Annotated in this window: 24 protein-coding genes, 1 riboswitch and 1 other annotated feature; of the genes, 17 read left to right on the forward strand and 7 right to left on the reverse strand. The window is 35.2% G+C overall.

Annotated features, from left to right (window positions below; genetic code table 11):
* Positions 1-194: 194 nt before the first annotated feature.
* From codB to EKH84_RS09095, 3 genes are all read left to right on the forward strand, one after another.
* Positions 195-1436 (forward strand): cytosine permease, encoded by a 1242-nt coding sequence (gene codB / locus EKH84_RS09085; protein WP_127066030.1) that lies wholly within the window; start codon positions 195-197, stop codon positions 1434-1436.
* Positions 1437-1593: 157 nt separating this feature from the next.
* Positions 1594-2859 (forward strand): cytosine deaminase, encoded by a 1266-nt coding sequence (locus tag EKH84_RS09090; RefSeq protein WP_127066031.1) that lies wholly within the window; start codon positions 1594-1596, stop codon positions 2857-2859.
* A gap of 79 nt (positions 2860-2938) precedes the next feature.
* Positions 2939-3184 carry a DUF1292 domain-containing protein gene (locus EKH84_RS09095; RefSeq protein WP_127066032.1) on the forward strand — a complete coding sequence of 82 codons (246 nt, stop codon included), beginning with the start codon at positions 2939-2941 and terminating at the stop codon, positions 3182-3184.
* Positions 3185-3277: 93 nt separating this feature from the next.
* On the opposite strand, the gene EKH84_RS09100 is transcribed toward EKH84_RS09095, so the two are convergent.
* The 3 genes from EKH84_RS09100 to EKH84_RS09115 form a co-directional block, all read right to left on the reverse strand.
* Positions 3278-4750, reverse strand: coding sequence for a DUF1846 domain-containing protein (locus EKH84_RS09100; protein WP_127066033.1), 1473 nt, complete (start codon positions 4748-4750; stop codon positions 3278-3280).
* A 385-nt stretch (positions 4751-5135) separates the two neighbouring features.
* On the reverse strand, positions 5136-5339 hold the full coding sequence (locus EKH84_RS09110; protein WP_127066034.1) for a heavy-metal-associated domain-containing protein: 204 nt from the start codon (positions 5337-5339) through the stop codon (positions 5136-5138).
* Positions 5340-5361: 22 nt separating this feature from the next.
* Positions 5362-5571, reverse strand: a complete 210-nt coding sequence (locus EKH84_RS09115) for a cold-shock protein (RefSeq protein WP_127066035.1) — start codon at positions 5569-5571, stop codon at positions 5362-5364.
* A 205-nt stretch (positions 5572-5776) separates the two neighbouring features.
* Here EKH84_RS09115 and EKH84_RS09120 point away from each other — a divergent pair, with 205 nt between their 5' ends.
* From EKH84_RS09120 to leuS, 8 genes are all read left to right on the forward strand, one after another.
* Positions 5777-5986, forward strand: a complete 210-nt coding sequence (locus EKH84_RS09120; RefSeq protein WP_127066036.1) for a helix-turn-helix transcriptional regulator — start codon at positions 5777-5779, stop codon at positions 5984-5986.
* Entirely contained in the window at positions 5983-6687 is a 705-nt protein-coding gene (locus tag EKH84_RS09125) for a DUF3169 family protein (protein ID WP_127066037.1), read from the forward strand. Before EKH84_RS09120 ends, EKH84_RS09125 begins: the two co-directional genes overlap by 4 nt.
* A 93-nt stretch (positions 6688-6780) precedes the next feature.
* On the forward strand, positions 6781-6921 hold the full coding sequence (locus tag EKH84_RS22940) for a hypothetical protein (RefSeq protein WP_190283549.1): 141 nt from the start codon (positions 6781-6783) through the stop codon (positions 6919-6921).
* A 112-nt stretch (positions 6922-7033) separates the two neighbouring features.
* Positions 7034-7210, forward strand: a riboswitch (M-box (ykoK) riboswitch).
* A 287-nt stretch (positions 7211-7497) separates the two neighbouring features.
* Entirely contained in the window at positions 7498-8829 is a 1332-nt protein-coding gene (gene mgtE, locus EKH84_RS09135) for a magnesium transporter (RefSeq protein WP_127066038.1), read from the forward strand.
* Between the two features lie 211 nt (positions 8830-9040).
* Complete coding sequence (locus EKH84_RS09140; RefSeq protein ID WP_013656338.1) at positions 9041-9403, forward strand: PadR family transcriptional regulator; 363 nt, start codon at positions 9041-9043, stop codon at positions 9401-9403.
* Positions 9375-10985, forward strand: coding sequence for an FtsW/RodA/SpoVE family cell cycle protein (locus tag EKH84_RS09145; protein ID WP_127066039.1), 1611 nt, complete (start codon positions 9375-9377; stop codon positions 10983-10985). The genes EKH84_RS09140 and EKH84_RS09145 overlap by 29 nt, the downstream gene beginning before the upstream one ends.
* Positions 10986-11594: 609 nt before the next feature.
* Positions 11595-12581: a DUF4349 domain-containing protein gene (locus EKH84_RS09150; protein ID WP_127066040.1), complete on the forward strand. Its 987-nt coding sequence runs from the start codon at positions 11595-11597 to the stop codon at positions 12579-12581.
* A gap of 88 nt (positions 12582-12669) precedes the next feature.
* Positions 12670-12885, forward strand: a binding site (T-box leader).
* A gap of 130 nt (positions 12886-13015) precedes the next feature.
* Positions 13016-15412 (forward strand): leucine--tRNA ligase, encoded by a 2397-nt coding sequence (gene leuS / locus EKH84_RS09155; RefSeq protein ID WP_127066041.1) that lies wholly within the window; start codon positions 13016-13018, stop codon positions 15410-15412.
* Between the two features lie 82 nt (positions 15413-15494).
* On the opposite strand, the gene rbsK is transcribed toward leuS, so the two are convergent.
* Positions 15495-16421, reverse strand: a complete 927-nt coding sequence (gene rbsK / locus EKH84_RS09160) for a ribokinase (protein WP_127066042.1) — start codon at positions 16419-16421, stop codon at positions 15495-15497.
* Between the two features lie 201 nt (positions 16422-16622).
* Between rbsK and EKH84_RS09165 the strand changes: the two genes are divergently transcribed.
* Together EKH84_RS09165 and EKH84_RS21975 are read left to right on the forward strand one after the other, a co-directional pair.
* Complete coding sequence (locus EKH84_RS09165; protein WP_127066043.1) at positions 16623-17402, forward strand: AAC(3) family N-acetyltransferase; 780 nt, start codon at positions 16623-16625, stop codon at positions 17400-17402.
* Positions 17403-17505: 103 nt separating this feature from the next.
* The gene (locus EKH84_RS21975; protein ID WP_013656344.1) at positions 17506-17664 is read left to right on the forward strand and encodes a hypothetical protein; all 159 of its coding nucleotides are present in this window, start codon (positions 17506-17508) and stop codon (positions 17662-17664) included.
* A 96-nt stretch (positions 17665-17760) separates the two neighbouring features.
* Here EKH84_RS21975 and EKH84_RS09170 read toward each other — a convergent pair whose 3' ends face one another.
* Positions 17761-18033: a hypothetical protein gene (locus EKH84_RS09170; RefSeq protein WP_127066044.1), complete on the reverse strand. Its 273-nt coding sequence runs from the start codon at positions 18031-18033 to the stop codon at positions 17761-17763.
* A 37-nt stretch (positions 18034-18070) separates the two neighbouring features.
* On the reverse strand, positions 18071-18592 hold the full coding sequence (locus tag EKH84_RS09175) for a hypothetical protein (RefSeq protein ID WP_127066045.1): 522 nt from the start codon (positions 18590-18592) through the stop codon (positions 18071-18073).
* 129 nt (positions 18593-18721) lie between these two features.
* Here EKH84_RS09175 and EKH84_RS09180 point away from each other — a divergent pair, with 129 nt between their 5' ends.
* Positions 18722-19111: a hypothetical protein gene (locus EKH84_RS09180; RefSeq protein WP_013656347.1), complete on the forward strand. Its 390-nt coding sequence runs from the start codon at positions 18722-18724 to the stop codon at positions 19109-19111.
* Between the two features lie 270 nt (positions 19112-19381).
* On the opposite strand, the gene EKH84_RS09185 is transcribed toward EKH84_RS09180, so the two are convergent.
* A complete protein-coding gene (locus EKH84_RS09185) occupies positions 19382-19618 on the reverse strand; it encodes a hypothetical protein (RefSeq protein WP_013656349.1) in 237 nt (78 codons plus the stop codon).
* A gap of 578 nt (positions 19619-20196) precedes the next feature.
* On the opposite strand from EKH84_RS09185, the gene EKH84_RS09190 reads away from it, so the two are divergent.
* From EKH84_RS09190 to EKH84_RS09200, 3 genes are all read left to right on the forward strand, one after another.
* Entirely contained in the window at positions 20197-21561 is a 1365-nt protein-coding gene (locus tag EKH84_RS09190; protein ID WP_127066046.1) for a 2-isopropylmalate synthase, read from the forward strand.
* Positions 21562-21758: 197 nt separating this feature from the next.
* Positions 21759-22895: an isocitrate/isopropylmalate family dehydrogenase gene (locus EKH84_RS09195; RefSeq protein WP_127066047.1), complete on the forward strand. Its 1137-nt coding sequence runs from the start codon at positions 21759-21761 to the stop codon at positions 22893-22895.
* 357 nt (positions 22896-23252) lie between these two features.
* Entirely contained in the window at positions 23253-23543 is a 291-nt protein-coding gene (locus tag EKH84_RS09200) for a hypothetical protein (protein ID WP_013656352.1), read from the forward strand.
* The last annotated feature ends 69 nt before the right edge of the window (positions 23544-23612 follow it).

Raw genomic sequence — 23612 nt, forward strand, 5'->3', positions numbered from 1 at the left:
AATGTTATATTAAATAAAACAAAAAAATAAAGTACCTTTAATTAAGTCCAGTGAGGCTTATAAGGTAAACGGATCGGTAGAAGAGCTCCATGAGATAGGGGCTCTTCTAGAAGTAGAGCCCCTTAGTTTACAATTAAAGGTCAAACTAAGGGGTTCTTTTTCTGTTTATGGTACTTGAGATAAGGAGAGTACAGATGAAGCAAAAACAACATGAAGATCACGATTTTTCATTAGGAGTAGTATCAGCAAGTCATAAGAAAGGCTTTCTAGCCATGTTAGTGGTCATGCTAGGGTTTACCTTTTTCTCAGCAAGTATGCTAAGTGGTGGTACATTAGGAACAAGTATGGACTTAAAGCAGTTCTTTGTAGCCGTATTTATTGGAAATGTCATCTTATGTAGTTATACAGGATTACTGGCTTACATTGCAGGAGACACAGGTTTATCAACTCACCTATTAGCACGTTATTCCTTTGGTGAAAAAGGGTCTTACTTAGTATCCTTTTTATTAGGTGCCACACAAATTGGGTGGTTTGGTGTAGGCGTTGCCATGTTCGCTATTCCAGTTTCTAAAGTAACAGGGGTTAGTGTAGGGGTATTAGTAGCTATAGCAGGTCTTTTAATGACAGCAACAGCTTACTTCGGGATGAAATCCCTTATGATATTAAGTGCTATTGCAGTACCAGCCATTGCTATTTTAGGTTCTACATCAGTAGGAATGGCTATTAATAGTGTGGGAGGAATAAGTGGGCTTGCCGCTATTACGCCAGAGGAATCTATGACAATGAGTGGCGCTGTAGCTGTAGTAGTAGGGTCTTTCATTAGTGGAGGAACTTTAACACCAGACTTCACACGCTTTGCAAAAAGTAAACGCATTGGTGTAAGTACCACAGTCATTGCCTTCTTAGTAGGAAATACATTAATGTTTATCTTTGGTGCTATTGGTGCCATGGTAACAGGAGAAGCAGACATTTCAGAAGTCATGTTTCTTCAAGGGCTGATCGTACCAGCTATTATTGTACTAGGGCTTAATATATGGACAACTAATGATAATGCTTTATATGCTTCAGGGCTTGGCTTTTCAAATATTACCAAACAACCTAAAAGTAAACTAGTGATTATTAATGGGATAGTAGGAACACTACTTGCGGTAATTCTTTATAACAACTTTATGAGCTGGCTCAACTTACTCAATACCTTTATGCCAAGTATTGGTGGGGTAATCATTGCAGACTACTTTATTATCAATAAAGGCAAATATGAAGCTTTTGAAAAAGCAAGCTTTAAAGGTGTTAATATGATTGGAATCATAGCATGGGCATTAGGTGTACTGGCAGCACATTTCTTACCAGGTATTACCCCTATTAATGCAGTCGTAACATCTGTAATCAGTTACGCTATGCTCACAGTGGTTTTTAGCAATCGAAAAGAAAAATAGAGGATATAAGTGAAGCGAGGTACCAAGGAACGCAAAGAGTACTTCGCTTTACTTATATCCTAAATAGTATAGAGATGAAGGATAAGAGGAAAATAAATAGTAGTAAGTTCTTTAGGAAATGAATCAGTCAATTAATAAATAGATAAGGAGAAACGATATGATTATTAAAAATGCGAAATTAGAAGATAAGGCTCAGTTAGTAGATATTAAAATTGAAAATGGGTGCTTTACTGAAATTGCTCCTATGATAGAAGTAGGAGAGCATGAAGAAATCATTGATGCAAAAGGATGGCTTGTGGTACCACCTTTTGTAGAACCACATATTCACTTAGATACAACCTTGACAGCAGGTGAGCCAAGATGGAATGAAAGCGGGACACTTTTTGAAGGTATTCAATGTTGGTCAGAGCGAAAAGAAGCTTTAAATAAAGAAGACGTTAAAAATAGAGCAAGACAAGCCATTAAATGGCAAGTGGCTAATGGGATTCAGTTTATTCGTACCCATGTAGATACAACAGATCCAGAATTAACAGCCATTAAAGCTTTAGTAGAACTAAGAGAAGAGCTAAAAGACTTCGTAACCTTGCAAATCGTTGCTTTCCCACAAGAAGGAATCTTATCTTACCCTGATGGATTAGAGCTCCTAGAAGAAGCTTTAAAATTAGGGGCAGATGTTATTGGCGCCATCCCACACTTTGAATTTACTAGAGAATACGGGGTAGCCTCTATTGAAAAAATCTTTGAGCTAGGGAAAAAATATGATGTTTTAATTGATGTACATTGTGATGAAATTGATGATGAACAATCACGTTTTATTGAAGTAGTTGCTACTAAAGCTTATGAAAATCAAATGGGACATAAAGTAACAGCAAGTCATACAACAGCCATGCATTCTTATAATGGAGCATATGCTTATAAGCTGTTTAGGCTGCTTAAAATGTCAGGCATTAATTTCGTAGCTAATCCACTGGTGAATATTCACTTACAAGGACGTTTTGACACTTATCCAAAACGTCGTGGGATTACGAGAGTGAAAGAAATGCTAGAAGCAGATATTAATGTATGCTTTGGTCATGATGATATCTTTGACCCATGGTATCCATTAGGGACAGGCAATATGCTTCAAGTGCTTCATATGGGCTTACATGTCTGCCAAATCATGGGTTATGGCCAAATTAATGAAAGCCTTAAGCTTATCGGAAAAAATAGTGCAAAAGCATTAAATATCCAAGATCAATATGGCATTGAAGAAGGCAAACCGGCTAACCTCATTATTCTTCCAGCAGAGAATGGGTATGATGCCGTAAGAAGACAAGTACCAGTAGCTTATTCTATAAGAAAAGGAAAGGTTATTGCTCAGACACAGATTGGTGAAACCACTGTTTATTTAGATAAAGAAGAAATGATTGATTTTAAGAAATAGAATGGCATAATTGCAATTGTTTTATCAGTAGAATATAATGTTACTTAAAGATTAGCGTATAATAATAGGAGACGATGTAATGAATGAATATGAAGTAATCAGTATTCCTGTATCAGATGGAACGGAGAGAGAGTTTGCAATTATGGATACCTTTGAGGTGAGACGCAAAATGTATATGGCGGTGTCTTTAATTGAAGAGGATGAAATTAAAGAAGGCGTATATATTTACCGTTATTATAATGCTGAAGATGGAGACGTGATTATAGAAGAGATTGCAGAACCTGATGAATACAATAAAGCAGTAGCGGCATATGAAAAGAGATAGTTGATAAGGAACTGGTGCACTAAAATAAGTGCCCAGTTCTTTTTTACACCCAGTATGAGAGCAATCTACCGGGTGTAAGTAATGGAGAAAGCATTATAGAGGTTTGTTCTTATAAACTGCTTCAGTGGTAAGCTCAATGCCAAGCTTCTTGAAAGTCTTCATATCGACAGGAGATAAGACTACAGTAGCGTGGAGCTGACAGCCAGCTAGTTTTGGAAGTTGCTCTAATGCTAATTTGGCATTTGGATCAGTGGCAGCACACATAGAAAGTGCAATTAGAACCTCGTCTGTATGTAAGAGAGGATTTTTACTACCTAAATAATGCGTTTTTAGGGTTTGAATGGGTTCTATAAAGTCAGGGGAGATAAGATGAATGGCATCATCAATGCCTCCTAGTATTTTAACTGCATTTAATAAAGCAGCAGAAGAAGCACCGAGAAGATCACCAGTCTTGCCAGTGACAATGCTGCCGTCTTGAAGCTCTAGGGCTATAGCAGGAGCTCCAGTTTCAGCAGCTAATGCATTAGCAACAGGTACAACCAACCTAGCATCAGTAGTGATTTTAGCTCGTTTCATCAATAGTTCGATTTTGTATACTTCCTCTTTGGTAGCTTCACCTTTGATTAAGCGGTTCATAGACTGGTAATAACGACGGATGATTTCTTGGTGAGAAGCCTCTTGACATACCTCATCATCGATAATACAGTTGCCGGCCATATTGACCCCCATATCTGTTGGAGACGCATATGGGCAACTGCCATAAATACCTTCAAACATGGCTGCTAGTACAGGATAAATTTCAACATCGCGGTTATAGTTTACTGTAGTTATGCCATAGGCTTCTAAGTGGAAAGGATCAATCATGTTGACATCATTAAGATCCGCTGTGGCTGCTTCATAAGCTAAATTTACAGGATGCTTTAGAGGAAGATTCCAAACTGGAAAAGTCTCAAATTTAGCATATCCAGCTTTTAGACCACGTTTATTTTCATGATACAATTGAGAAAGGCAAGTAGCCATCTTACCGCTACCTGGTCCTGGTGCAGTAACAATAACTAATGGACGAGTTGTTTCTACATAATCATTTTTGCCATAGCCTTCATCACTGATGATGTGAGATACATTGTTAGGATAACCTTCTATAGAATAGTGATGATATACCCTAATATCCATGTTTTCTAATTTGTATTGGAACATATTTACAGAGGCCTGTCCCGTGTAACGTGTAATCACTACACTACTAACATATAGCCCCTTTTCTCTGTAGACTTGAATAAGACGTAGAACGTCTTGGTCGTAGGGAATACCTAGATCATGTCTTACTTTATTATTTTCGATATCGGCGGCATTGATAGAAATGATGATTTCTGCATGGTCCGATAGTTGCATAAGCATCTGAAGTTTGCTATCAGGAGCAAAGCCTGGAAGTACACGTGATGCGTGATAGTCATCAAACAACTTCCCCCCAAACTCTAGATATAGTTTGTCACCAAATTGACTAATACGCTCGCGAATGTGTTCAGATTGCATAGTTAGGTACCGATGATTATCAAATCCAATTTTCATTTTTTAATTTCCTTTTTGTATAAAATTTGTATATTATCTAGAAGACCTTTAATAGTGCTTCATATAGATAAGTTAAACATATATAGTGGAGAATTGTCAAAGTACTCTTAAAAATGGCGTCTATAATAAAACATTTTATTAATAAACCTGAAAACCATTACTTTTCTAATATCAATTTACTTCTCTTTAGGTATAATGGGAGACGAAAGAACATACGATTATGCTATCGCCCTTAGTGTAGTAACAACAAGCAATTGTTAGAGGGGGTCCTAAACCGTGCGTCAAGTATTAGTATCAGAATAAAGATGATATAGGAATAGTAAGTTAGATATAGAATCAGAAAACCTACAATCTATAGTGATTGTAGGTTTTTAATATTTTCTTACTATTCGATTTGGCAGCCAGTGTTTTCGATACATGCCTTAATGGTGCTTTCATTGGTAGAATCGTTGAAGCCTACCTCTATAGAGCATTCACCTAAATCAACATTAACCATTGAAACCCCATCTATTTTACTTAGTGCATTTTTGACTTGAGTTTTTGTCTCGGAATTTTGTAAACCTGATACATTATAGTGAACTTTATGCATGACATACTCCTTTTAATTTGAATTATATTTTTTGAACATTTGAGGCAGCTAAACCTTTATCATTTTGAATGATATCAAAATTCACACTTTCACCTTCATGTAAATCTTTATTATAGTTTTTTTCTTTTACCTTAGAATGATGGACAAAGACATCTCGCCCATCATTTGTTGAGATAAAACCATAGCCTCTTTCATTATCAAACCATTTAACAGTACCAGTATAACTAGCCATATGAATCCCTCCTAAATAACAGGTGATATGATTATAAGCGTGCTTAAATGTAGTATATCTTTATAAGTTTATATTTATAATGGAAAATATTTTCTATGTAGTGGCTAATCTTTTTCTAGTGACAAGTTAATTTGTCATTGACAAGAATAGTTGTCAAAAATATAATGTAATTATGACAAGAATAGTTGTCAAAAGGAGGTGGATTATGCCATTACTAAATTGTGTGAAGATGTATCGTGAAGAGAAGGGCATTAGCCAGACGGAACTTGGTAAACTGTGTGGGGTATCAAGACAGACTATCAGTAGCATTGAACGTGGAGATTATCATCCATCGGTGGTATTAGCACTACGTATTGCACGGATTTTTGGTAAGACAGTTGAAGATTTGTTTAGTTGGGAGGAGGAAGAAGTATGAGAGATTATAAATGGAGAAAAGGTTTAGGGGTGATTGCACTTTGTGGTTTAGGTGGTGCTATACTAGGAAGTGGCATGCAAATACTGATGAATAGGAGTGAGCCAACAGCTATTAAGGCAGCATTTAATCAGTTTGCTCCAAACCTTTACTGGATTGCATTAGTATGTGGCATTATTGGAATGGTGGGATATTTTTATTTTAACAATTTATTAAAAAAAGATGGTTATAGCAATGATGAAGGCTCTTTATTTGATAAAAATGAAAATAAAATGAGCATTGTGATGACTTTTTCTACAGTGTGTGCGATTCTCAACTTCACAGCGTTTGGTGTGAATCTACAAAAAGATTTGGCATCTGTGTATTTTGTATTGTTTATCATGAATGCGGTGTTAGCCTTTATGGGAGAGGTAGCGAATATCTCGCTTATAAAGAAAGTAAGGCCTGAGCTTGATTCAGACCCTATGAATTCAGGTTTCAAAAAAGACTATTTTGATAAGTTAGACGAATGTGAGAAAATCGAAACAGGAAAAGCAAGTTTTAAAACGATGAGTAGTATGATAGTCGTGTACGTGATTGTGTTTGTAGTTTGTTGGTTTTTGATTATGGGATTAGAAGTGAGTCCTGTTATTTGTTTACCTGTAGGATTCCTTTGGCTTATACAGACTGTAATGATGATTTATCATTCATATAAGTTAAAATAAGGTTGTTTGAGCGTTATCTAAAGCTTTATATTTACGGTGTCAAATAGTATAAGATTAATCTAATAAAGCGCTATTTTAGTAAATGTACTTAATGTGAGATCAAACCCTACAGCAAGTTCATCTCTTGTTAAGAAGGTCTATGCTAAAGAATCAGTGCAGAGTGTTGATTTAGTAGGGACAAGTGATTTATGGTATAAAGTTGATATGCAAGGTATAAACGCTTATATTATATAAAAGATGATTATATAAGACTGTTAGGGGAAAGGATTGGGGATGAAAGAAATAAAAAGATTTACATAAAATAACATTGACAAAGATGGCTTTTAAGTATAGATTGGAAGAGAATTGAATAGTCCGGTAGATAAGGTTACCACAGGGATAAGGATTGCTGCCGCGAAATAGTGGAGACACTATTAGTTGGTTAGCAGGCTATGTCGAATCCAAGGCATAATCTAATGCAATTTCAAGATGACTCCAGTCATTGCGCCCTGTGAAGCTAAAGTTTGAACGGTAGTATAGTAGAATTAGACTCTATTATAAAGTGATGATTGATATAGATCCACGCCAGTGTTCATGCTTTGGCGTGGTTTTTTATTTGCCAAAATAAAAGTGATAAAAGAGAGGTGAGGAGAATGGATGGTGAATGTAGTGGGCAGGGCATAAATCGGAATAGGAAAAAGAAGAGATTCTATGTGGCTAAGAAACCATCCGTTCTTTGGCCGATATAGAAGAATTAGTATTTTTTATGAAGAACATGTCTTGCGCTTACAGGATGAATATAAATTCAAAGTGTAAAGAGGAGGACAAAAAATGAATAAAGAAATCATTTTACAATTAATCAATCAAAAGGATTTTTCTACTTTAAAAGAGCAGCTTCATGAGATGAATCCTGTAGACTTAGCAACGCTTTTAGAAGCATTAGAGGAAAGACAATTACTTATTACTTTTAGATTACTTAATAAAGCAGCAGCAGCAGAAACTTTTTCTTATATGAATAGTTTAACGAGAAAATTGCTTATTGAGGGTCTTACAGATCAGGAACTTAAAGAAGTAATGGATGAAATGTTCTTAGATGATACAGTAGACATTATTGAAGAAATGCCGGCAAATGTGGTAAAACGTATTTTGAAAAATACAGATGAAGCAACTAGAAATAGTATTAATACTATTCTAAACTATCCTAAAGATAGTGCTGGAAGCATGATGACTATTGAATATATTCATTTAAAAAAAGATATGTGTGTGTCAGAGGCAATTGAACGTATTCGTACAGAAGGAATAGACAAAGAAACGATTTATACATGTTATGTAACAGAAAACCGCAAGCTTATTGGCTTAGTATCAGTTAAAGATTTATTAATGTCAAAGGATGAAGATAAGGTTGGAGACATTATGGAGACCAATGTCATCTGGACTTATACCCATGAGGACCGAGAAAATGTGGCTAAGATGTTTGGAAAATATGACTTTTTAGCTATACCTGTAGTAGACACAGAGCAGTATCTGGTAGGAATTGTAACCGTTGATGATGCTATGGATGTTATAGAGGAAGAGACAACAGAAGATATGACTAAGATGGCGGCTATGAGCCCTAGCGAAGAAAGCTATTTTGAAACTTCTGTATTAAATCATGCAAAACATCGTATTTTATGGCTTTTAGTGCTTATGCTATCTGCTACTATTACTGGTACCATTATTACCACATATGAAGGAGCCTTTTCCACTATTCCATTACTAGTTGCTTTTATTCCTATGTTGATGGATACAGGAGGCAATTGTGGGTCACAAAGCTCTACATTGATTATTCGTGGGTTAGCTTTGGATGAGATTAAGTTCAAGGATTTCTTTAAAGTTATTTTTAAAGAGTTTCGTATTTCATTAATAGTGAGTATGGTATTAGCCACTGTTAATGGACTTAGAATATTTTTAATGTATCGTGATTTAACATTAGCTATAGTCGTTGGATGTACCTTAGTATGTACAATCGTTATGGCAAAAGTGATAGGATGCATCTTACCGCTTATCGCTAAAAAATGTAAGTTAGATCCAGCTATTATGGCAGCACCATTAATTACAACCATTGTGGATACATGCTCTATTTTAGTGTATTTTAATATTGCTACGCTTTTCTTTAAGTTATAGAAACACAAAAAAAACAGCTAATCTTCTTAGAGTGGCTGTTTTTTAATATGCACTCTAGTTGAACTTTTATAATGTCTATCTATTTCCTAAAAAAGATATAAAGCGTCTTCTCAGTACATAAAACTAAGACTTTTTTTAACTGTTGCATTTTTTGAAAAGATATAGTAATCTATACATAGATTTACGATGTATTGTAATGGGAGGTATAGAGATGGCGATTAGCAAAGAATTACTTAAGGGAACAACTACCTTACTCATTTTACAACTATTAAATGAGAAGGACCAGTATGGTTATGAGCTCACTAAAGCATTAGAGCAAAGAACCGACAACCTTTTTACACTTAAGGAAGGAACCCTGTATCCTATTTTGCATGCTCTTGAAAATGAAGGGATGATAGAGGCTTATTGGGAAGATACCCAGTCGGCTAGAAAGCGTAAATATTATCGCATTACAGAAGCAGGAAAAAAGGGACTTAAAGAGAAGAAAGAAGAGTGGCAGCTTTATTCTGAAGGTGTAAGAAAGGTAATAGGGGGAGGGGTACTTAGTGAACCATTATGTAGATGCTTTTCTTAAAGAAGTATTAGAGCAAGTAAGATATAAAAAGATGCATCCTCAAATAGCTCAAGAATTAAATGACCATATTGAATCTTTAAAGGAAACATTAATGGAGGAAGAAGGATACACAGAGGATAAGGCTTATGAAGAAGCAGTAAGACAAATGGGAGAGAGCGTGGAGATCGGTAAGAGTCTTCACAAAATGCATAAGCCGAGGTTAGAGTGGCCTACAGTCTTACTTATAGTAGGTCTTCTGGGAATTAGTTTAATTACTATGTTTACTTATGAGTATTATTTTAGTACATATATGCAAGGGACAAGTTACTTGCACAAGCAATTTATCTGTATAGTAATAGGTGCTGTTGGTTTAATAGGTATGTATTTTATGGATTATAAAAGGATAGAGAAATATTCGTTACTTTTATATGTAGTAGCACTGGTTTTACTTATCCTAACTTTTTTATGGGGATATGAATTAAATGGAGCAAAAAAATGGATAAGAATAGGTATCTTCCATGGAGCAAAAAAATGGTTAGGAATAGGTGTTTTTCAGCTTGAAACAGCGGTATTAGTCTCCCCACTCATTATAATAAGTTATATAGGATTAGCAAGAAAATGGAGTAAGAAAGGAAAGCCTGGCGCTATGCTTTTATTCGTGCTGATGATGCTTCCTACAATATTTTATGTGAGAGGGAATCTTGCTCAAGGGATAATCGTTTTTATTGTGCTAGTGGGGATTTTCTATAGACATTATCCTAACTGTTTAAAGCTGATATCGATAAAAAAGCATCATTTCATCGTGTGGATTACTATACTAGGAGTGGCGGGAACCTTCTTTATTAAAAAGATAATAGAGGCCCCTCAACGGGTGGATCGTATAAGGGCTTGGCTCAATCCTAGTATTGACCCTATGGGAGATGGATGGCTTACGATACAGCTTAGAAATATGTGTAAGGGTGCAAGTCTTGTAGGAAATGATGGTTTATTTTATACATTAGAGCAATCAGGAGTAGCGCAAGTGGTATCACCTTATGGAAGCATGGGGGTTACGGATTATATCCTTAATTTTATGATTGGTGTTTTGGGAATATTACCAGCTATTATTTTGGTGTGTATGATTATAGGACTTCTTATAAGATGCTTTAAAACAGCAGCTAAGGTGAGAGAAGGGTATGGACATGATTTATTAATCAGTATTAGTAGCTTATTCAGTGTACAATTTATATTGAGTATACTCTTAAACTTAGGGATTCTTCCAAGTGTAAGTGGCGCTTATATGCCTTTTGTTTCCTATGGAGGGTCTAACTTGGTTTGCAATATGATACTGATAGGCTTTTTTCTAGGCATTTATCGCCGCAAAGATATTAATCCAGTCCAGTTGATTAGTGAGGGTACAGCAGAAGCTAGGAGGCCAGGATGGATGCAGTGGGTGAATGCATTTTTTGAAATAGAAGATAAAGAGATAGATAAAGATTTTAAAGATAATTTTGAAGGGGAATTAAGTAATAGAGCATTAGCTGAAGCAGCCCTTAATTTTTTAAGGGGCTGTGAGGAAGTAGAATCAGTAGAGGTAGTTTTTAAGGATCAAGTACAAGAGTAGAACATTAAGATTGAAATCAACTAAACGACAAAAAGGGAACCATGCATACATGCATGATTCCCTTTTTGTCTCCCAGACTCTAGTTTAACTTTCATTTTTCCTTCAGTAAGCCTCATCAAAGGCATAATAATGGCTCCTCAGCATATAGATGCTATAAGAAGAGGTATACTTTAGGTATTATGAAAGCTAAACCAATGAGTGAGGAGCTCTTAAAAGTCTTAGCCGGCGCACCTTTATGAGAGGAAGCTTAGGCCTTAAGACTCTGGTTTGAAACTTTGTTTGTTGGTACTGCTATAGATATAAAAACGCACTCGATAACTTATAAGTGGAGCCTCCCTGTCAGCGCACAAGTGAACATTTTCCTTAGAGCCAGAGGTACCTATAACAATAGATTGAGACTTGGTCGACCCGGTCAGTTCCTCAGGTTGATGCTGCGGTGATTATGCCGTGGGAAGTTATTTAATTTGTTTTTACACTTCTATATATGTGGGTTGCAAGTGGAATCCCTAATGAAAAATAAAATATTTTTGAAAATTTAAATAAAATGGGGAACTCAGTTGTTTTTTTTACGTCTAAAGAATTAAATAAATATTGAGGGGGAGTCAAGTGATGAAAAAATGGGGAAATCAATTTAAAAAACTAATGTTTGTAGTAGGAATAAGTAGCATGGTATTAGTTAATGGCTGTGGTAGTAAGTCTGCAAGTGAAACAGCTGCTGTACCTGCTGAGAATGCTTATGCAGCACCACAAGAAGAAGCAGCCTATACTAGCAATGAATCTTCAGTTACTAGCGAAGAAAAAGCAGTCCAAGATGCAGCGGGGTATACTGGTGAGAATCCGAAAATTAATACCACCTCAACGTATAATCGTAAAGTGATTAAAACAGGAAATATGGAGATTCAAACAGAGCACTTTGGTCAAACGGTTGAAAGCTTAACGAACTGTGTAATCAGCTTAGGGGGTTACATAGAAAGTTCGAATATTCAAGGAAGTAGCTTTTACAATAAGGATTCTAATAACCGAACAGCTACTTTAACAGTGAGAGTGCCACAGGCCCAGTTTGATGTTTTTGTCAATCGGGGAAGTGAATTTGGTAATGTATCTTACTTATCTTGCAATAGTGAAGATGTGACAAGTGCTTATGTAGATACAGAAATCAGGTTAAAGACATTAAAAGCAAGATATGACCGTTTACTAAAACTTCTAGAGAAATCAGGGACGCTTCAGGAACTATTTGAATTAGAACAAGAAGTTAGTAATGTTACTTATGAAATAGAAAATCTAAGTGGTACACTTCAGCACTATGATGCTTTAGTAGATATGGGTACGCTTTCTATTCAAGTGCAAGAAGTAAAAGAAATAGTAGTAGAGGAAGAAGTAGTAGATCCAACCTTTGGTAAGCAAGTAGAAGAAGTGTTTAAAGGCTCTATGAATACCTTAATGGAAATAGGTAAAGGGCTCATCATTTTAGTTACAGGACTTCTACCTTTTGTTGTCATAATTATCCCTGTTATACTAATTGGTGTTAACCTTTATAAAAGAAATAATAAGAAAAAAAGGACACTAGAGAAAAACGAAGAAGAAAATGAAGAATAAAGTGTACTACATTATGTTAATATCCTCAATAAACCGTTGCTTTTCATCATTAAGTATGATAAAATTTGCCTTATAAAAATAGTATACATTAAAAACAATGATGCGAAGTAGTAGGAAAGTCGTTTTATCAGAGAGCTACTGGGTGGTGTGAAGTAGTAAAATGGATTTTGTGAACTCGTCGCTAAGTTCCAGGCTGAACTCATAGTAGGTCATGGCGGGTCTTCCCGTTATAGAAGTTTGAGTGTGTAGGGGATTCCCTGCAAATAAGAGTGGTAACGCGGAAATAGAACCTTTCGTCTCTTGGAATATCTAAGAGTCGGAAGGTTTTTTTGATGCTATTTACTAAAGGAAAAACATCACTATATAGCCACTATTATAAATAGTAATTGTACATGTTATAGTGATTTAAACACAATACCTAAGGAGGCAAAACAATGCAATACAATCACAAAGAGATTGAACAAAAATGGCGTAAACATTGGGAAGAGCACCCAGTTAATGTTGAAACAGAAGGTAAAAAGCCTTATTACTGTTTAGATATGTTCCCATATCCATCAGGAAATGGTCTTCACGTAGGTCACTGGAGAGGTTATGTACTTTCAGATGTATGGAGCCGCTATAAAATTCTTCAAAACCACTATGTCCTTCACCCAATGGGATGGGATGCCTTTGGTCTTCCAGCAGAAAACTATGCCATCCAAAAGAAAGTACACCCAGCTATTGCTACAGCAGAAAACGTTGCAAACTTCAAACGTCAACTTCACGATATCAGTGCTGTTTATGACTGGGATAAGGAAGTTAATACAACAGATCCAGAGTTCTACAAATGGACACAATGGATTTTCCTTAAAATGTTTGAAAATGGACTTGCTTATGAAAAAGAGATGCCAATCAACTGGTGTCCATCATGTAAAACAGGTCTTGCAAATGAAGAAGTAAAAGAAGGCTGTTGTGATCGTTGTGGCAGTACCGTTACGAAGAAAAACCTTCGTCAATGGATGCTTAAAATTACAAATTATGCAGAAAGACTTCTTAATGACTTAGATGGTCTTGATTGGCCAGAAAAAGTTAAAAAGATGCAAGCTGACTGGATTGGTAAAAGCTATGGTGCTGAAATCGACTTCGAAATCGAAGGTACAGATGAAAAGATTAAAGTTTTCACCACTAGACCAGATACACTTTATGGGGCAAGCTTTATGGTAATGGCACCAGAGCATGCAAAAGTGATGGCACTTACTACAGAAAGCCAAAAAGCTGAAGTTGAAAAATATGTATTTGATGCTTCTACAAAATCATCAGTAGACCGTATGGCTGACAAAGAAAAAACAGGTGTATTCTTAGGTAGATATGCAATCAATCCTCTTAATGGAGCAAAAATTCCAGTATGGATTTCTGACTATGTACTTGCTGACTATGGTACAGGTGCCATCATGTGTGTACCAGCTCATGATGATAGAGACTTTGCTTTTGCTAAGAAATTTGATTTACCAATCATCCAGGTTATTTCTAAGTCAGGAGAAGAAGAAGAGCTTACTGAGGCTTACACAGAAGCTGGTGTCATGATTAATTCAGGAGATTTCAATGGCATGCCATCTGAAGAAGCTAAAAAAGCCATTCCAGAGTTCCTTGAAACACAAAATATTGGTAAGAAAACAACTAACTACAAGCTTCGTGACTGGGTATTCTCACGTCAAAGATATTGGGGAGAACCAATCCCAGTTGTTCACTGTGACTGCTGTGGTATTGTAGGGGTTAAAGAAGAAGACCTTCCAATTCGTCTTCCAGATGTAGAAAGCTATGAGCCAACAGGTACAGGTGAATCTCCACTTGCAGCTATTGATGAGTGGGTTAACACAACTTGTCCAAAATGTGGTGGTCCAGCTAAACGTGAAACAAACACAATGCCACAATGGGCTGGTTCATCTTGGTACTTCTTAAGATATCCAAACCCACACAATGATGAGGAGCTTATTAGCAAAGAAGATATGAAAAAATGGCTACCAGTAGATATGTACGTTGGTGGTATCGAGCATGCTGTTCTTCACCTTCTTTACGCTCGTTTCTATACTAAATTTTTATTTGATATTGGAGTAGTAGACTTTGAAGAACCATTCAAACGTCTCTTCAACCAAGGTATGGTAACTAAAGCTGGCGCTAAAATGAGTAAATCAAAAGGAAATGTTGTTTCTCCAGATGAGCTTGTTGAAAAATATGGCTGTGATTCACTTCGTATGTATGAACTCTTCATTGGACCACCAGAACTTGATTCTGAATGGGATGATAGAGGTATTGAAGGGGTTTACCGTTTCCTTAATAAAGTATGGAAATTAGTGGATGAAAATACTGCAGTAGCTGAAACAAAAGATATGGAAAGAATTCGCCATAAACTTATTCGCGATATTACAGTGCGTATGGAAAACTTCAACTTAAATACAGTAGTAAGTGGCTTCATGCAATACACTAATGAGCTTCTTGACCTTCAAAAGAAAGAAGGAGGCCTTGCTAATGAAACACTTAAGGCTCTTGTTATTCTTTTAGCACCATTTGTGCCACATATTAGTGAGGAGCTTTGGGCTAAAGTAGGCGGAAGCGGCAGTGTATTTGAAAATACATGGCCAACTTACGATGAAGAAAAAATGAAAGAAGATGAAGTAGAAATCGTTGTTCAAATCACAGGAAAAATTGCTGCACGTATGATGATTTCTCCAGAAGCAAGTCAAGAAGAAGCAATTACAAAAGCAAAAGAGCTTATTGCTGATAAGTTAGCAGGTAAGACGGTGGTTAAAGAAATTTATGTTCCAGGACGTATTGTTAACCTTGTAGCTAAATAATAAAATACAAAGTAAAAAGACATGTACTTTTAAGTAACATGTCTTTTTACTTTGTAAATAGATATGAGATTATCATAAAATTTTATAAGTTTTCTGTAGTGGGTAGTATTTCTTCTCGGAAAGGAATTGAACTTTGAGCACCTTCACGAGTAACTGTTATAGCAGCCACTTGATTACCAAAGACAATAGCTTCTTCAATGGATTTTCCTTCAGCAAGATAAACAGCTAAGGCACCATTAAAGGAGTCTCCAGCAGCAGTTGTATCGATTGCCTTGACACTGAGTGCAGGGAAGTGACGAGCTTCTTCTAGTGTGACTAAAACGGCGCCTTTTTCACCTAAAGTCGTAATGACATGTTTAACACCAGAGCGAAGTAAAGTTTGTGCAGCAATAATAGCATCATCTACTGTAGTAACAGGTTGATTTGTTAAAGTGCTCAATTCGGTTTCGTTAGGGGTTATATAATCAATTTTACTTAGTATTTCATTAGGTAAATGACTAATGGCAGGTGCTGGATTAAGGATAATGGTCTTATGATACTTGTGTGCTAAGGTAGCAGCTTCATAGACAGCTTCTAAAGGAATTTCTAATTGTAGCATAATAATGTCGGCTACTTTAAAGAGCTCATCATGAGCCATGATCACTTCTTTTGTTACTGTGTTATTGGCATTAGGGAGTACTACGATAGAATTATTACCCATCTTATTAAGATAGATAATGGCCATACCAGAGCCCGTTTCTGAATTTGCTTGAATAGGAGAGGTATTTACACCTGCTTTTTGAAGGCTTTGTAGGAGCTTTTCACCGGAAGGGTCCTTGCCTACAGCGCCTAGCATAGTCACATGACCACCTAAGCTAGAAGCAGCATAAGCTTGATTAGCCCCCTTACCACCAGGAACTTCTTTTGCAAAATGGCCTAGTAAGGTCTCACCAGCTATAGGGGTATGATCTACTTCAATAATCCAATCCATATTTAAGCTTCCTATGACTAATATATTTGACTTTTTCATAATAAGGCTCCTTTGTGTTAATCTTATTACTCATCTTAATACAAGGATTAATAACTGTCAAAGAGCCGAAAAAGATGAAGAATTTTTGGTAAAAATATAAAGTATTTTAATGAATAGCTAGAAAAGTTTGCTAAGTAAGGTGACTCATGATATGGTAGACATAAGATACATATTATACCTAGTAGAAAGGATAAGATAATAATGGCTTACACAAAGCAAGACTTATTGCAAGCACTAGAAAAATTAAAGATTAATCCAAGAGGCACCTTATTAGTTCACTCTTCTATGAAGAGTATAGGAGAAGTAGAAGGTGGTGCTGACACCGTATTAGACGCCTTAATGATTTACATGAAGGAAGGGCTATTGGTCTTGCCTACCCATACGTGGTCTTATATTAATGCAGAAAATCCTAAATTTGATGTAGTTCATTCAGAGGTATGTGTAGGCATTTTGCCAGAGTTATTTAGAAAAAGGCCAGGTGTTGTAAGATCGCTACATCCTACACATTCAGTAGCTGCCATAGGACAAGATAAAGAAGATTTTATAAAAGATAATGAGTTATGGCATACGCCTTGTGCAAGACAGTCTCCTTGGGGAAAATTATTAGATAGAAATGCACAGATTATGCTTTTAGGAGTGGACCTTAGAAGAAATACTTTTATACACGGCGTAGAAGAGTGGGTAGATATTAAAGGACGTCTGACAGATGAAATGGAGCCATTAGTTGTTATTAATGAAAAGGGAGAAGAGCTATCAGTGCCTTCTAGAAGACATTGTGGTGATCATTGGTCAGAATATTTTTGGAAAGTAGATGATTATTTTAAGGAAAAAGGTGTGATGCATCTAGGAAAGTTTGGTGATGCTACAGTTCGTATTTGCGAGACCCAGGGAGTGGCAGCGTTACTTAATGACATGCTAGCCATTAATCCTCATCTCTTTTCAAACAATGAACCATTAGAAATAGAACGTTATAGAAAGTAAACAAATTGCAAATAAAATATGACCATACTATGATTTGCTTGCAAAATAAGAACTATCTATTTAGGATAAGAATGATAAGTTTTAGATAAGGTAGGATAAGTGCATGGCAGAGCAAAAACAAAAAAAGAAAGCTAGAAAAAAACAAAAGGGTAGAAGAGTCTTCAGTAAAGGGTTTGTATTTTCTACTTTATTATTAGCAATCATTACTTTTTATGTGTGTTTAACAATAGGAATGAATATATATGATGAGATACCATTTTAGTAAAAGAAAGCTTATAGAGGTTTTTAAATAAAATAGAAAAAATAAAGGTGCTATGAAAGATTAGCACCTTTATTTTATAGAGCAATACTATGTTTGTTAAAAGCCTTTTTTTGAAGAAAGCATTTTAACGAGAGCATCAAATTGTCCTCTTTGATTTTTAGGAAGTTGACTTTTAAAATATTGAAGTATGGCAAGTTGCATCTCAGGAGTAAAGGGGATATTTTTTTGATTGGCTTCATTAGAAATAGCCATAAGAAGACCCAATACCTCTACATTACTTTTATAATTTGCACTGGACAAAATAGTTTCTAAACGACTAACAAAATCTTGATCAACACCTTGAAAAGCAGGGTTTTCAGAGAGCTTCATATCGTTTACCTCCTTTAAGAATAGTTTATATCATCGTTTATTTCATAAAACCGGAAAGTAATTTTAATAATTGAACTTGACTAGGATCTAGTAAAGGAGATAATTTATCTATGATTTGACTAGGATTGGGTGAAGCACTTTGTGTTTCTGCTGAAGTGGCAGAAGGTGTAATCGGTGGTGCCAGGGGTGCATCTTCAGGTATACCAGAGTCACTAGCATGCAAGGAATAAGTAGGTTCATCTAAACCATCAGTAGTACTACGTGGGCTTAATAAGTCTCTGGCTTCTGTAAGTTTTAAAATAGCATCTATAAAATAAGCTTTATCGCTAGAAAGATTTTGTTTAACATCCGTTAGAAAATTTTTTTCCCAACCGGTCTCTTGTGAACGGCTCATTGAACGCACAAAATCCTCACTGGAATATAAATTAATCGTATACATCAACTCCATGGCCTTAATAAGAACAGCTACAGGCCTTTGACGGTCTGCCCTTAGGTAAGGAAGAAGTGATTTAGAGATCATTAATACATCATTATTTACAGCCCGATCTAGAGTGCTCATACAAAACCTCCATTTAGGGTATCTTTTATAATGTATGATAGTTCTGAGGAAGATTAGAACCGAAATGGTTATTTTTATCTGAGTTAAAGAATAAAATACTAATGAATTCGTTAATAAGAGAGTGATCATATGGAGAATGAGAATTTAGTCGTGAATTTAGAACAGGATTTAACAGAAATAGCGGGATTGATATGGGGATATATGGACAAGAAATACATATCTCAGATGAAACGACAATTAGATGGTTATAGACAAAGCTGTGAACAAAATTTATGCAAGGAAGCACAGCTATTAAAAGCGATGATACCCTTTATGCCAGAAGAAAGTAAATTACTACAAACTGTAGTAGACACGATTATTTATAATGATATGATTGAAAAAAGCCTGGAAGAGCATGAGGAACTAGGGAGACTTTACAGAGATGAAAATAAAGACAGGGAAAATCTGAAGAAGCTCATGTATAAGCTTGTTTTATTCAAAATTGTAACAGCAATAGAAAAAGGAAGTATGGATGCATAAAGTGAGACTGTATAAAGGTCTTGTTAAGAAGGATTGACTTATATTGAAAAGCAGAAAGACAATGATATAATTATTTTTGTAAGAAAGAAAAACTATTTAATGAGCCATTTCGGTAAAACCTTTTCCCTAATAAGAGGCTGACTAAAAAGATGGAAAAATCCACTTTTTTGGTCAGCCTCTTCCAATTAGATAGTGAGTATATAAATGAAATAAATAAAATAGGAGAAGGACTAAAGAGTCCTCCTCCTATTTTTATTTATTTTATTAAGCCTATTGAATATCGTTTCTTAAGAAACCACAAGGTGATTTACAGAAGCACATCCAAACAATAACAATAATGATAATCCACATCCAAGCAGAATTGTCACAGCCACCAAAGAAATTATTGAATAAGCAATCTAGGTTAAAGCCGCCACCACAACTGCCTTTACCGCAAAATAGTAAGAAGAATGCTATAATAATGATAATACAAGTACAGTTATCTTCTAAGAATCTAAAATCTTCCATGATATTGCCTCCTATATTTAAAAATTTAATCTATAATATTCCTTTACAAAGTAGACAAACAACTCCTAGCATAATAATAAGACAACCACATTCACCTAAGCAGCAAATAAGAATAAGAGCCAAAATGATAAGGGGTAACCAGGATGAACAACTTAAGTGACATTGGTTACAGCAATTATGCTTAAAAGTGGGATGACAGTCAGAATATGAATGTGTGTTACAGCCCGAATTGCAGCAACCATTAAAAGCAGACATATTTGACCTCCTTATGAAAACTATATTTAATTATATGAACCTTCTATTTGAAAAATTACTTATATTACCAAAATAGTAAATGATAATATTTTTTTCTAGAAATAAAAACAAGTTTTGAGAAACTTTGTTCTTAGCTTCTTCATTAACTATAGTATGAAGTATGGAAAAAAATGTTACTCTTGTAAAATATTTTTTTATTTAAAAAATTATAATTTAATATTTAATTTTTTATTGACATGAATAGTATGATTGTATACAATTATACATAAGTAATTTTCAGATAATTAAAGGATTTAAAATAGAAAGATGCAAGGAGTGATACTGTGTTTGAACTAAATAAGAGAACTAATTTACTTACTAGCCCTGAAAAGAACCATTTATTAGAGGATAGAGCTGAGGCGAATATGTTTAGGGAATTTTTCCCTTATGATGAAATTCCTAGAGTTGCCTTCAACGATGTGCATGTGCCTATGACTATGCAGGAAAAGATTTATATTACAGATACGACTTTTAGAGATGGTCAACAGTCAAGAGCGCCTTATACAACTGAGCAAATTGTTGATATTTATAAAATGTTACATCGATTAAGTGGGCCTAATGGCATTGTTCAACAAAGTGAATTCTTCCTCTATAGCGAGAAAGACAGGCAAGCTGTTTATAAATGTAGAGAGTTAGGTTATGAGTTTCCACAGATTACTTCTTGGATTCGTGCATCTGAAAAAGATTTTCAGCTTGTAAAGGACATGGAGATTAATGAAACAGGTATTTTAGTAAGCTGTTCAGATTATCATATTTTCCATAAGCTACATATGAAACGTTCAGAAGCAATTGAACACTATACAAAGATTGTTAAACAATGTATTGATAAAGGCATCATTCCTCGTTGCCATTTTGAAGATATTACAAGAGCTGATATTTATAAATTCGTTGTTCCTTTTGCGAGGGAACTGATGAGAATTAGTGAAGAAACTAAGATGCCAATTAAAATTCGTGCTTGTGACACAATGGGCTACGGTGTAAGTTATCCAGGTGCTATGATTCCACGTAGTGTCCCAGGTATTATGTATGCACTTCATCAATATGCTGGTGTACCTCATGAATGGATTGAATGGCATGGACATAATGACTTTTATCGTGCTGTAGCTAATTCAACAGCAGCATGGCTTTATGGTTGTAATAGTGTTAACTGTTCTTTATTTGGTATAGGAGAAAGAACAGGTAATACACCTCTAGAAGCAATGGTTATGGAGTATGCACAGTTAAAAGGTACTTTAGATGGTATGGATACAACAGTAATCACTGAGCTTGCAGAGTATTTTGAAAATGTAATTGGAGAGAAAATACCAGAACGTACACCATTTGTAGGTAAAAACTTCAATGTAACAAGAGCAGGAATCCATGCAGATGGTTTACTTAAAAATGAAGAAATCTATAATATTTTTGATACTGAAAAACTTTTAAATAGACCTGTACGTGTCTCTATTAGTAATACATCAGGCCTTGCAGGTATTGCTCACTGGATTAATAGTAATCCTGATTGTAGTGAACTAAAAGGTATTGATAAAAATGATCCACTCTGTATTAGCATTAAAGATTGGGTAGATACACAATATGAAGATGGTCGTACGACTGTTATGAGTGATGAAGAATTAGAAGAATATATTAATCATTATCTTTCACAAAAATAGACATCTAAGGCAGCATGAGAAAATAACTTGAAGAAACACAAAGTATTTAGGTTAAAAAATGTAGTTGGGGATGTTGAAGTTAAAGCAGCATCTCCATTATTTTTTTATAAGATTATGATATAAAATTTAGACAAGTGTATATTTATTCTGATATAATAGAAAAGGATATAAAACGGAAAATTTAGGAGGTATATAAGATGGATAAGTTAGAAGCAGCAAAAGCTCACTTCGCAGCCTTAGTAGAGGAACAATTAGCTAGAGTAGAAAGAATGAAAAATGATACAGGGGCTGTAGATTACAGTAAGCTAGATCAAATCATTATCGGCTGCTGTGGTGGAGATGGTATTGGACCTGCTATTACAGCAGAAGCTGAGCGCGTTCTTCGTGCTGTACTTAAAGATGATGTAGCTAGTGGCAAAATTGTATTTAAACAAATTGACGGCTTAACGATAGAAAACCGTATTGCAGCTAATAAAGCTATTCCAGATGATGTGCTTGCTGAGCTTAAAGCCTGTGATATTATTTTAAAAGGCCCAACGACAACACCAAGTAAAGGTGATGGTCCTAATATTGAAAGCGCTAATGTGGCCATGAGAAGAGAGTTAGACTTATTTGCTAACGTACGACCAGTAGCAGTACCAGAAGAAGGTATTGATTGGACCTTTTTCCGTGAAAATACAGAGGGTGAATATGCACTTGGCAGCAAAGGGATTGCTTTAGATGCTGATATGTCTTTTGATTTTAAAGTAACAACTACGCAAGGCACAGAAAGAATAGCAAGACAAGCTTTTGAATTCGCACGTAAAAATGGTAAAAAACGTGTAGCTATTATTACAAAAGCTAATATTCTTAAGAAAACAGACGGTAAATTCTTAGAGCTTTGCTATAAAGTAGCTAAAGAATATCCAGAAATAGAAGTAGATGACTGGTTTGTAGATATTATTTCTGCTAATCTTATTAATGAAAAAGTAAGAAAGAATTTCGAAGTATTTGTACTTCCTAACCTTTATGGTGATATCATTACAGATGAAGCTGCTCAAATCCAAGGTGGTGTAGGTACTGCAGGTAGTGCTAATGTAGGTAATAAGTATGCGATGTTTGAAGCGATTCATGGTAGTGCACCAAGAATGGTGGAGACAGGAAGAGAACAATATGCTAATCCAGCAAGTATGATTAAAGCAGCAGAATTACTTCTTCGTCATATTGGCTATAAAGATGAAGCTGACCGTGTTATTGCAGCACTTAAGATTGCAAATGATACTATTAAAATGACAGGTAGAAATGATGGTGCAACAGGAGCAGAATTTGCTAACTGTGTTATTGAAAACTTATAAGCTTCTATACATAAAATGGTGAGTCAGGGTGCCTTTCATTACTTAGTGATAAGTAATGAAAGGCACCTTTTTCTATGACTTATTTATTTGGAGAGAAATTTGAATAGAAGAAAAAGGCTTTTTAAGACTTATCAAGTAGAATCATTAAATGCTAGAAAGCAAACTTTAAGAGGTTAAAAATAAGATAGAGAGATTAAGCATATGCTAAAGGTGCAGAACAAGTGAAGAAATAGTGAACATGAAAAATAAAATAGCATAAAATCACATACTTCACAAAAGAAAAAGCAACAAATATCAAATAAAATTTGTTATAATGAAATTAAATATAAAATAAGTCACGACTAGGAGGAAATAAACTTGAAAAATAAGTTGGATATAGGAACAATAATTGCAATTGTTTGTGGCGTTCTAGCCGTTGTTTTTGCGGGGCTAATGTTACTGGGTAAGGTGACTGTAGACCTAGCAATTGTAGTGGTTGGAGCAACCCAAGTACTTAGTGGTTTAGTACAAATGCAAATGGTTAAAAAAGCTGAGTCAGAGGAAATTGGCGCGGAGAAATTTAAAGCAGCAAAGTTTACATTAATCTTAGGGGTGGTTTTCTTAGGATTAATGGCATTTAAATTAGTCTTTGTAGCACTTAACACATAAAGAGCTGTAAATATATACTATAATGAAGAAAGTTAATATAATGAGATAAGGCACTTCAGAAGAAGTGTC

The sequence above is a fragment of the Cellulosilyticum sp. WCF-2 genome (assembly GCF_003990395.1).
GTDB classification, from domain to species: domain Bacteria; phylum Bacillota; class Clostridia; order Lachnospirales; family Cellulosilyticaceae; genus Cellulosilyticum; species Cellulosilyticum lentocellum.

Bases quoted from the DNA above. Each gene is read 5' to 3' on its own strand.
- codB (WP_127066030.1), top strand. From the start codon at position 195: ATGAAGCAAAAACAACATGAAGATCACGATTTTTCATTAGGAGTAGTA.
- EKH84_RS09090 (WP_127066031.1), top strand. From the start codon at position 1,594: ATGATTATTAAAAATGCGAAATTAGAAGATAAGGCTCAGTTAGTAGAT.
- EKH84_RS09095 (WP_127066032.1), top strand. From the start codon at position 2,939: ATGAATGAATATGAAGTAATCAGTATTCCTGTATCAGATGGAACGGAG.
- EKH84_RS09100 (WP_127066033.1), bottom strand. From the start codon at position 4,750: ATGAAAATTGGATTTGATAATCATCGGTACCTAACTATGCAATCTGAA.
- EKH84_RS09110 (WP_127066034.1), bottom strand. From the start codon at position 5,339: ATGCATAAAGTTCACTATAATGTATCAGGTTTACAAAATTCCGAGACA.
- EKH84_RS09115 (WP_127066035.1), bottom strand. From the start codon at position 5,571: ATGGCTAGTTATACTGGTACTGTTAAATGGTTTGATAATGAAAGAGGC.
- EKH84_RS09120 (WP_127066036.1), top strand. From the start codon at position 5,777: ATGCCATTACTAAATTGTGTGAAGATGTATCGTGAAGAGAAGGGCATT.
- EKH84_RS09125 (WP_127066037.1), top strand. From the start codon at position 5,983: ATGAGAGATTATAAATGGAGAAAAGGTTTAGGGGTGATTGCACTTTGT.
- mgtE (WP_127066038.1), top strand. From the start codon at position 7,498: ATGAATAAAGAAATCATTTTACAATTAATCAATCAAAAGGATTTTTCT.
- EKH84_RS09140 (WP_013656338.1), top strand. From the start codon at position 9,041: ATGGCGATTAGCAAAGAATTACTTAAGGGAACAACTACCTTACTCATT.
- EKH84_RS09150 (WP_127066040.1), top strand. From the start codon at position 11,595: ATGAAAAAATGGGGAAATCAATTTAAAAAACTAATGTTTGTAGTAGGA.
- leuS (WP_127066041.1), top strand. From the start codon at position 13,016: ATGCAATACAATCACAAAGAGATTGAACAAAAATGGCGTAAACATTGG.
- rbsK (WP_127066042.1), bottom strand. From the start codon at position 16,421: ATGAAAAAGTCAAATATATTAGTCATAGGAAGCTTAAATATGGATTGG.
- EKH84_RS09165 (WP_127066043.1), top strand. From the start codon at position 16,623: ATGGCTTACACAAAGCAAGACTTATTGCAAGCACTAGAAAAATTAAAG.
- EKH84_RS21975 (WP_013656344.1), top strand. From the start codon at position 17,506: ATGGCAGAGCAAAAACAAAAAAAGAAAGCTAGAAAAAAACAAAAGGGT.
- EKH84_RS09170 (WP_127066044.1), bottom strand. From the start codon at position 18,033: ATGAAGCTCTCTGAAAACCCTGCTTTTCAAGGTGTTGATCAAGATTTT.
- EKH84_RS09175 (WP_127066045.1), bottom strand. From the start codon at position 18,592: ATGAGCACTCTAGATCGGGCTGTAAATAATGATGTATTAATGATCTCT.
- EKH84_RS09180 (WP_013656347.1), top strand. From the start codon at position 18,722: ATGGAGAATGAGAATTTAGTCGTGAATTTAGAACAGGATTTAACAGAA.
- EKH84_RS09185 (WP_013656349.1), bottom strand. From the start codon at position 19,618: ATGGAAGATTTTAGATTCTTAGAAGATAACTGTACTTGTATTATCATT.
- EKH84_RS09195 (WP_127066047.1), top strand. From the start codon at position 21,759: ATGGATAAGTTAGAAGCAGCAAAAGCTCACTTCGCAGCCTTAGTAGAG.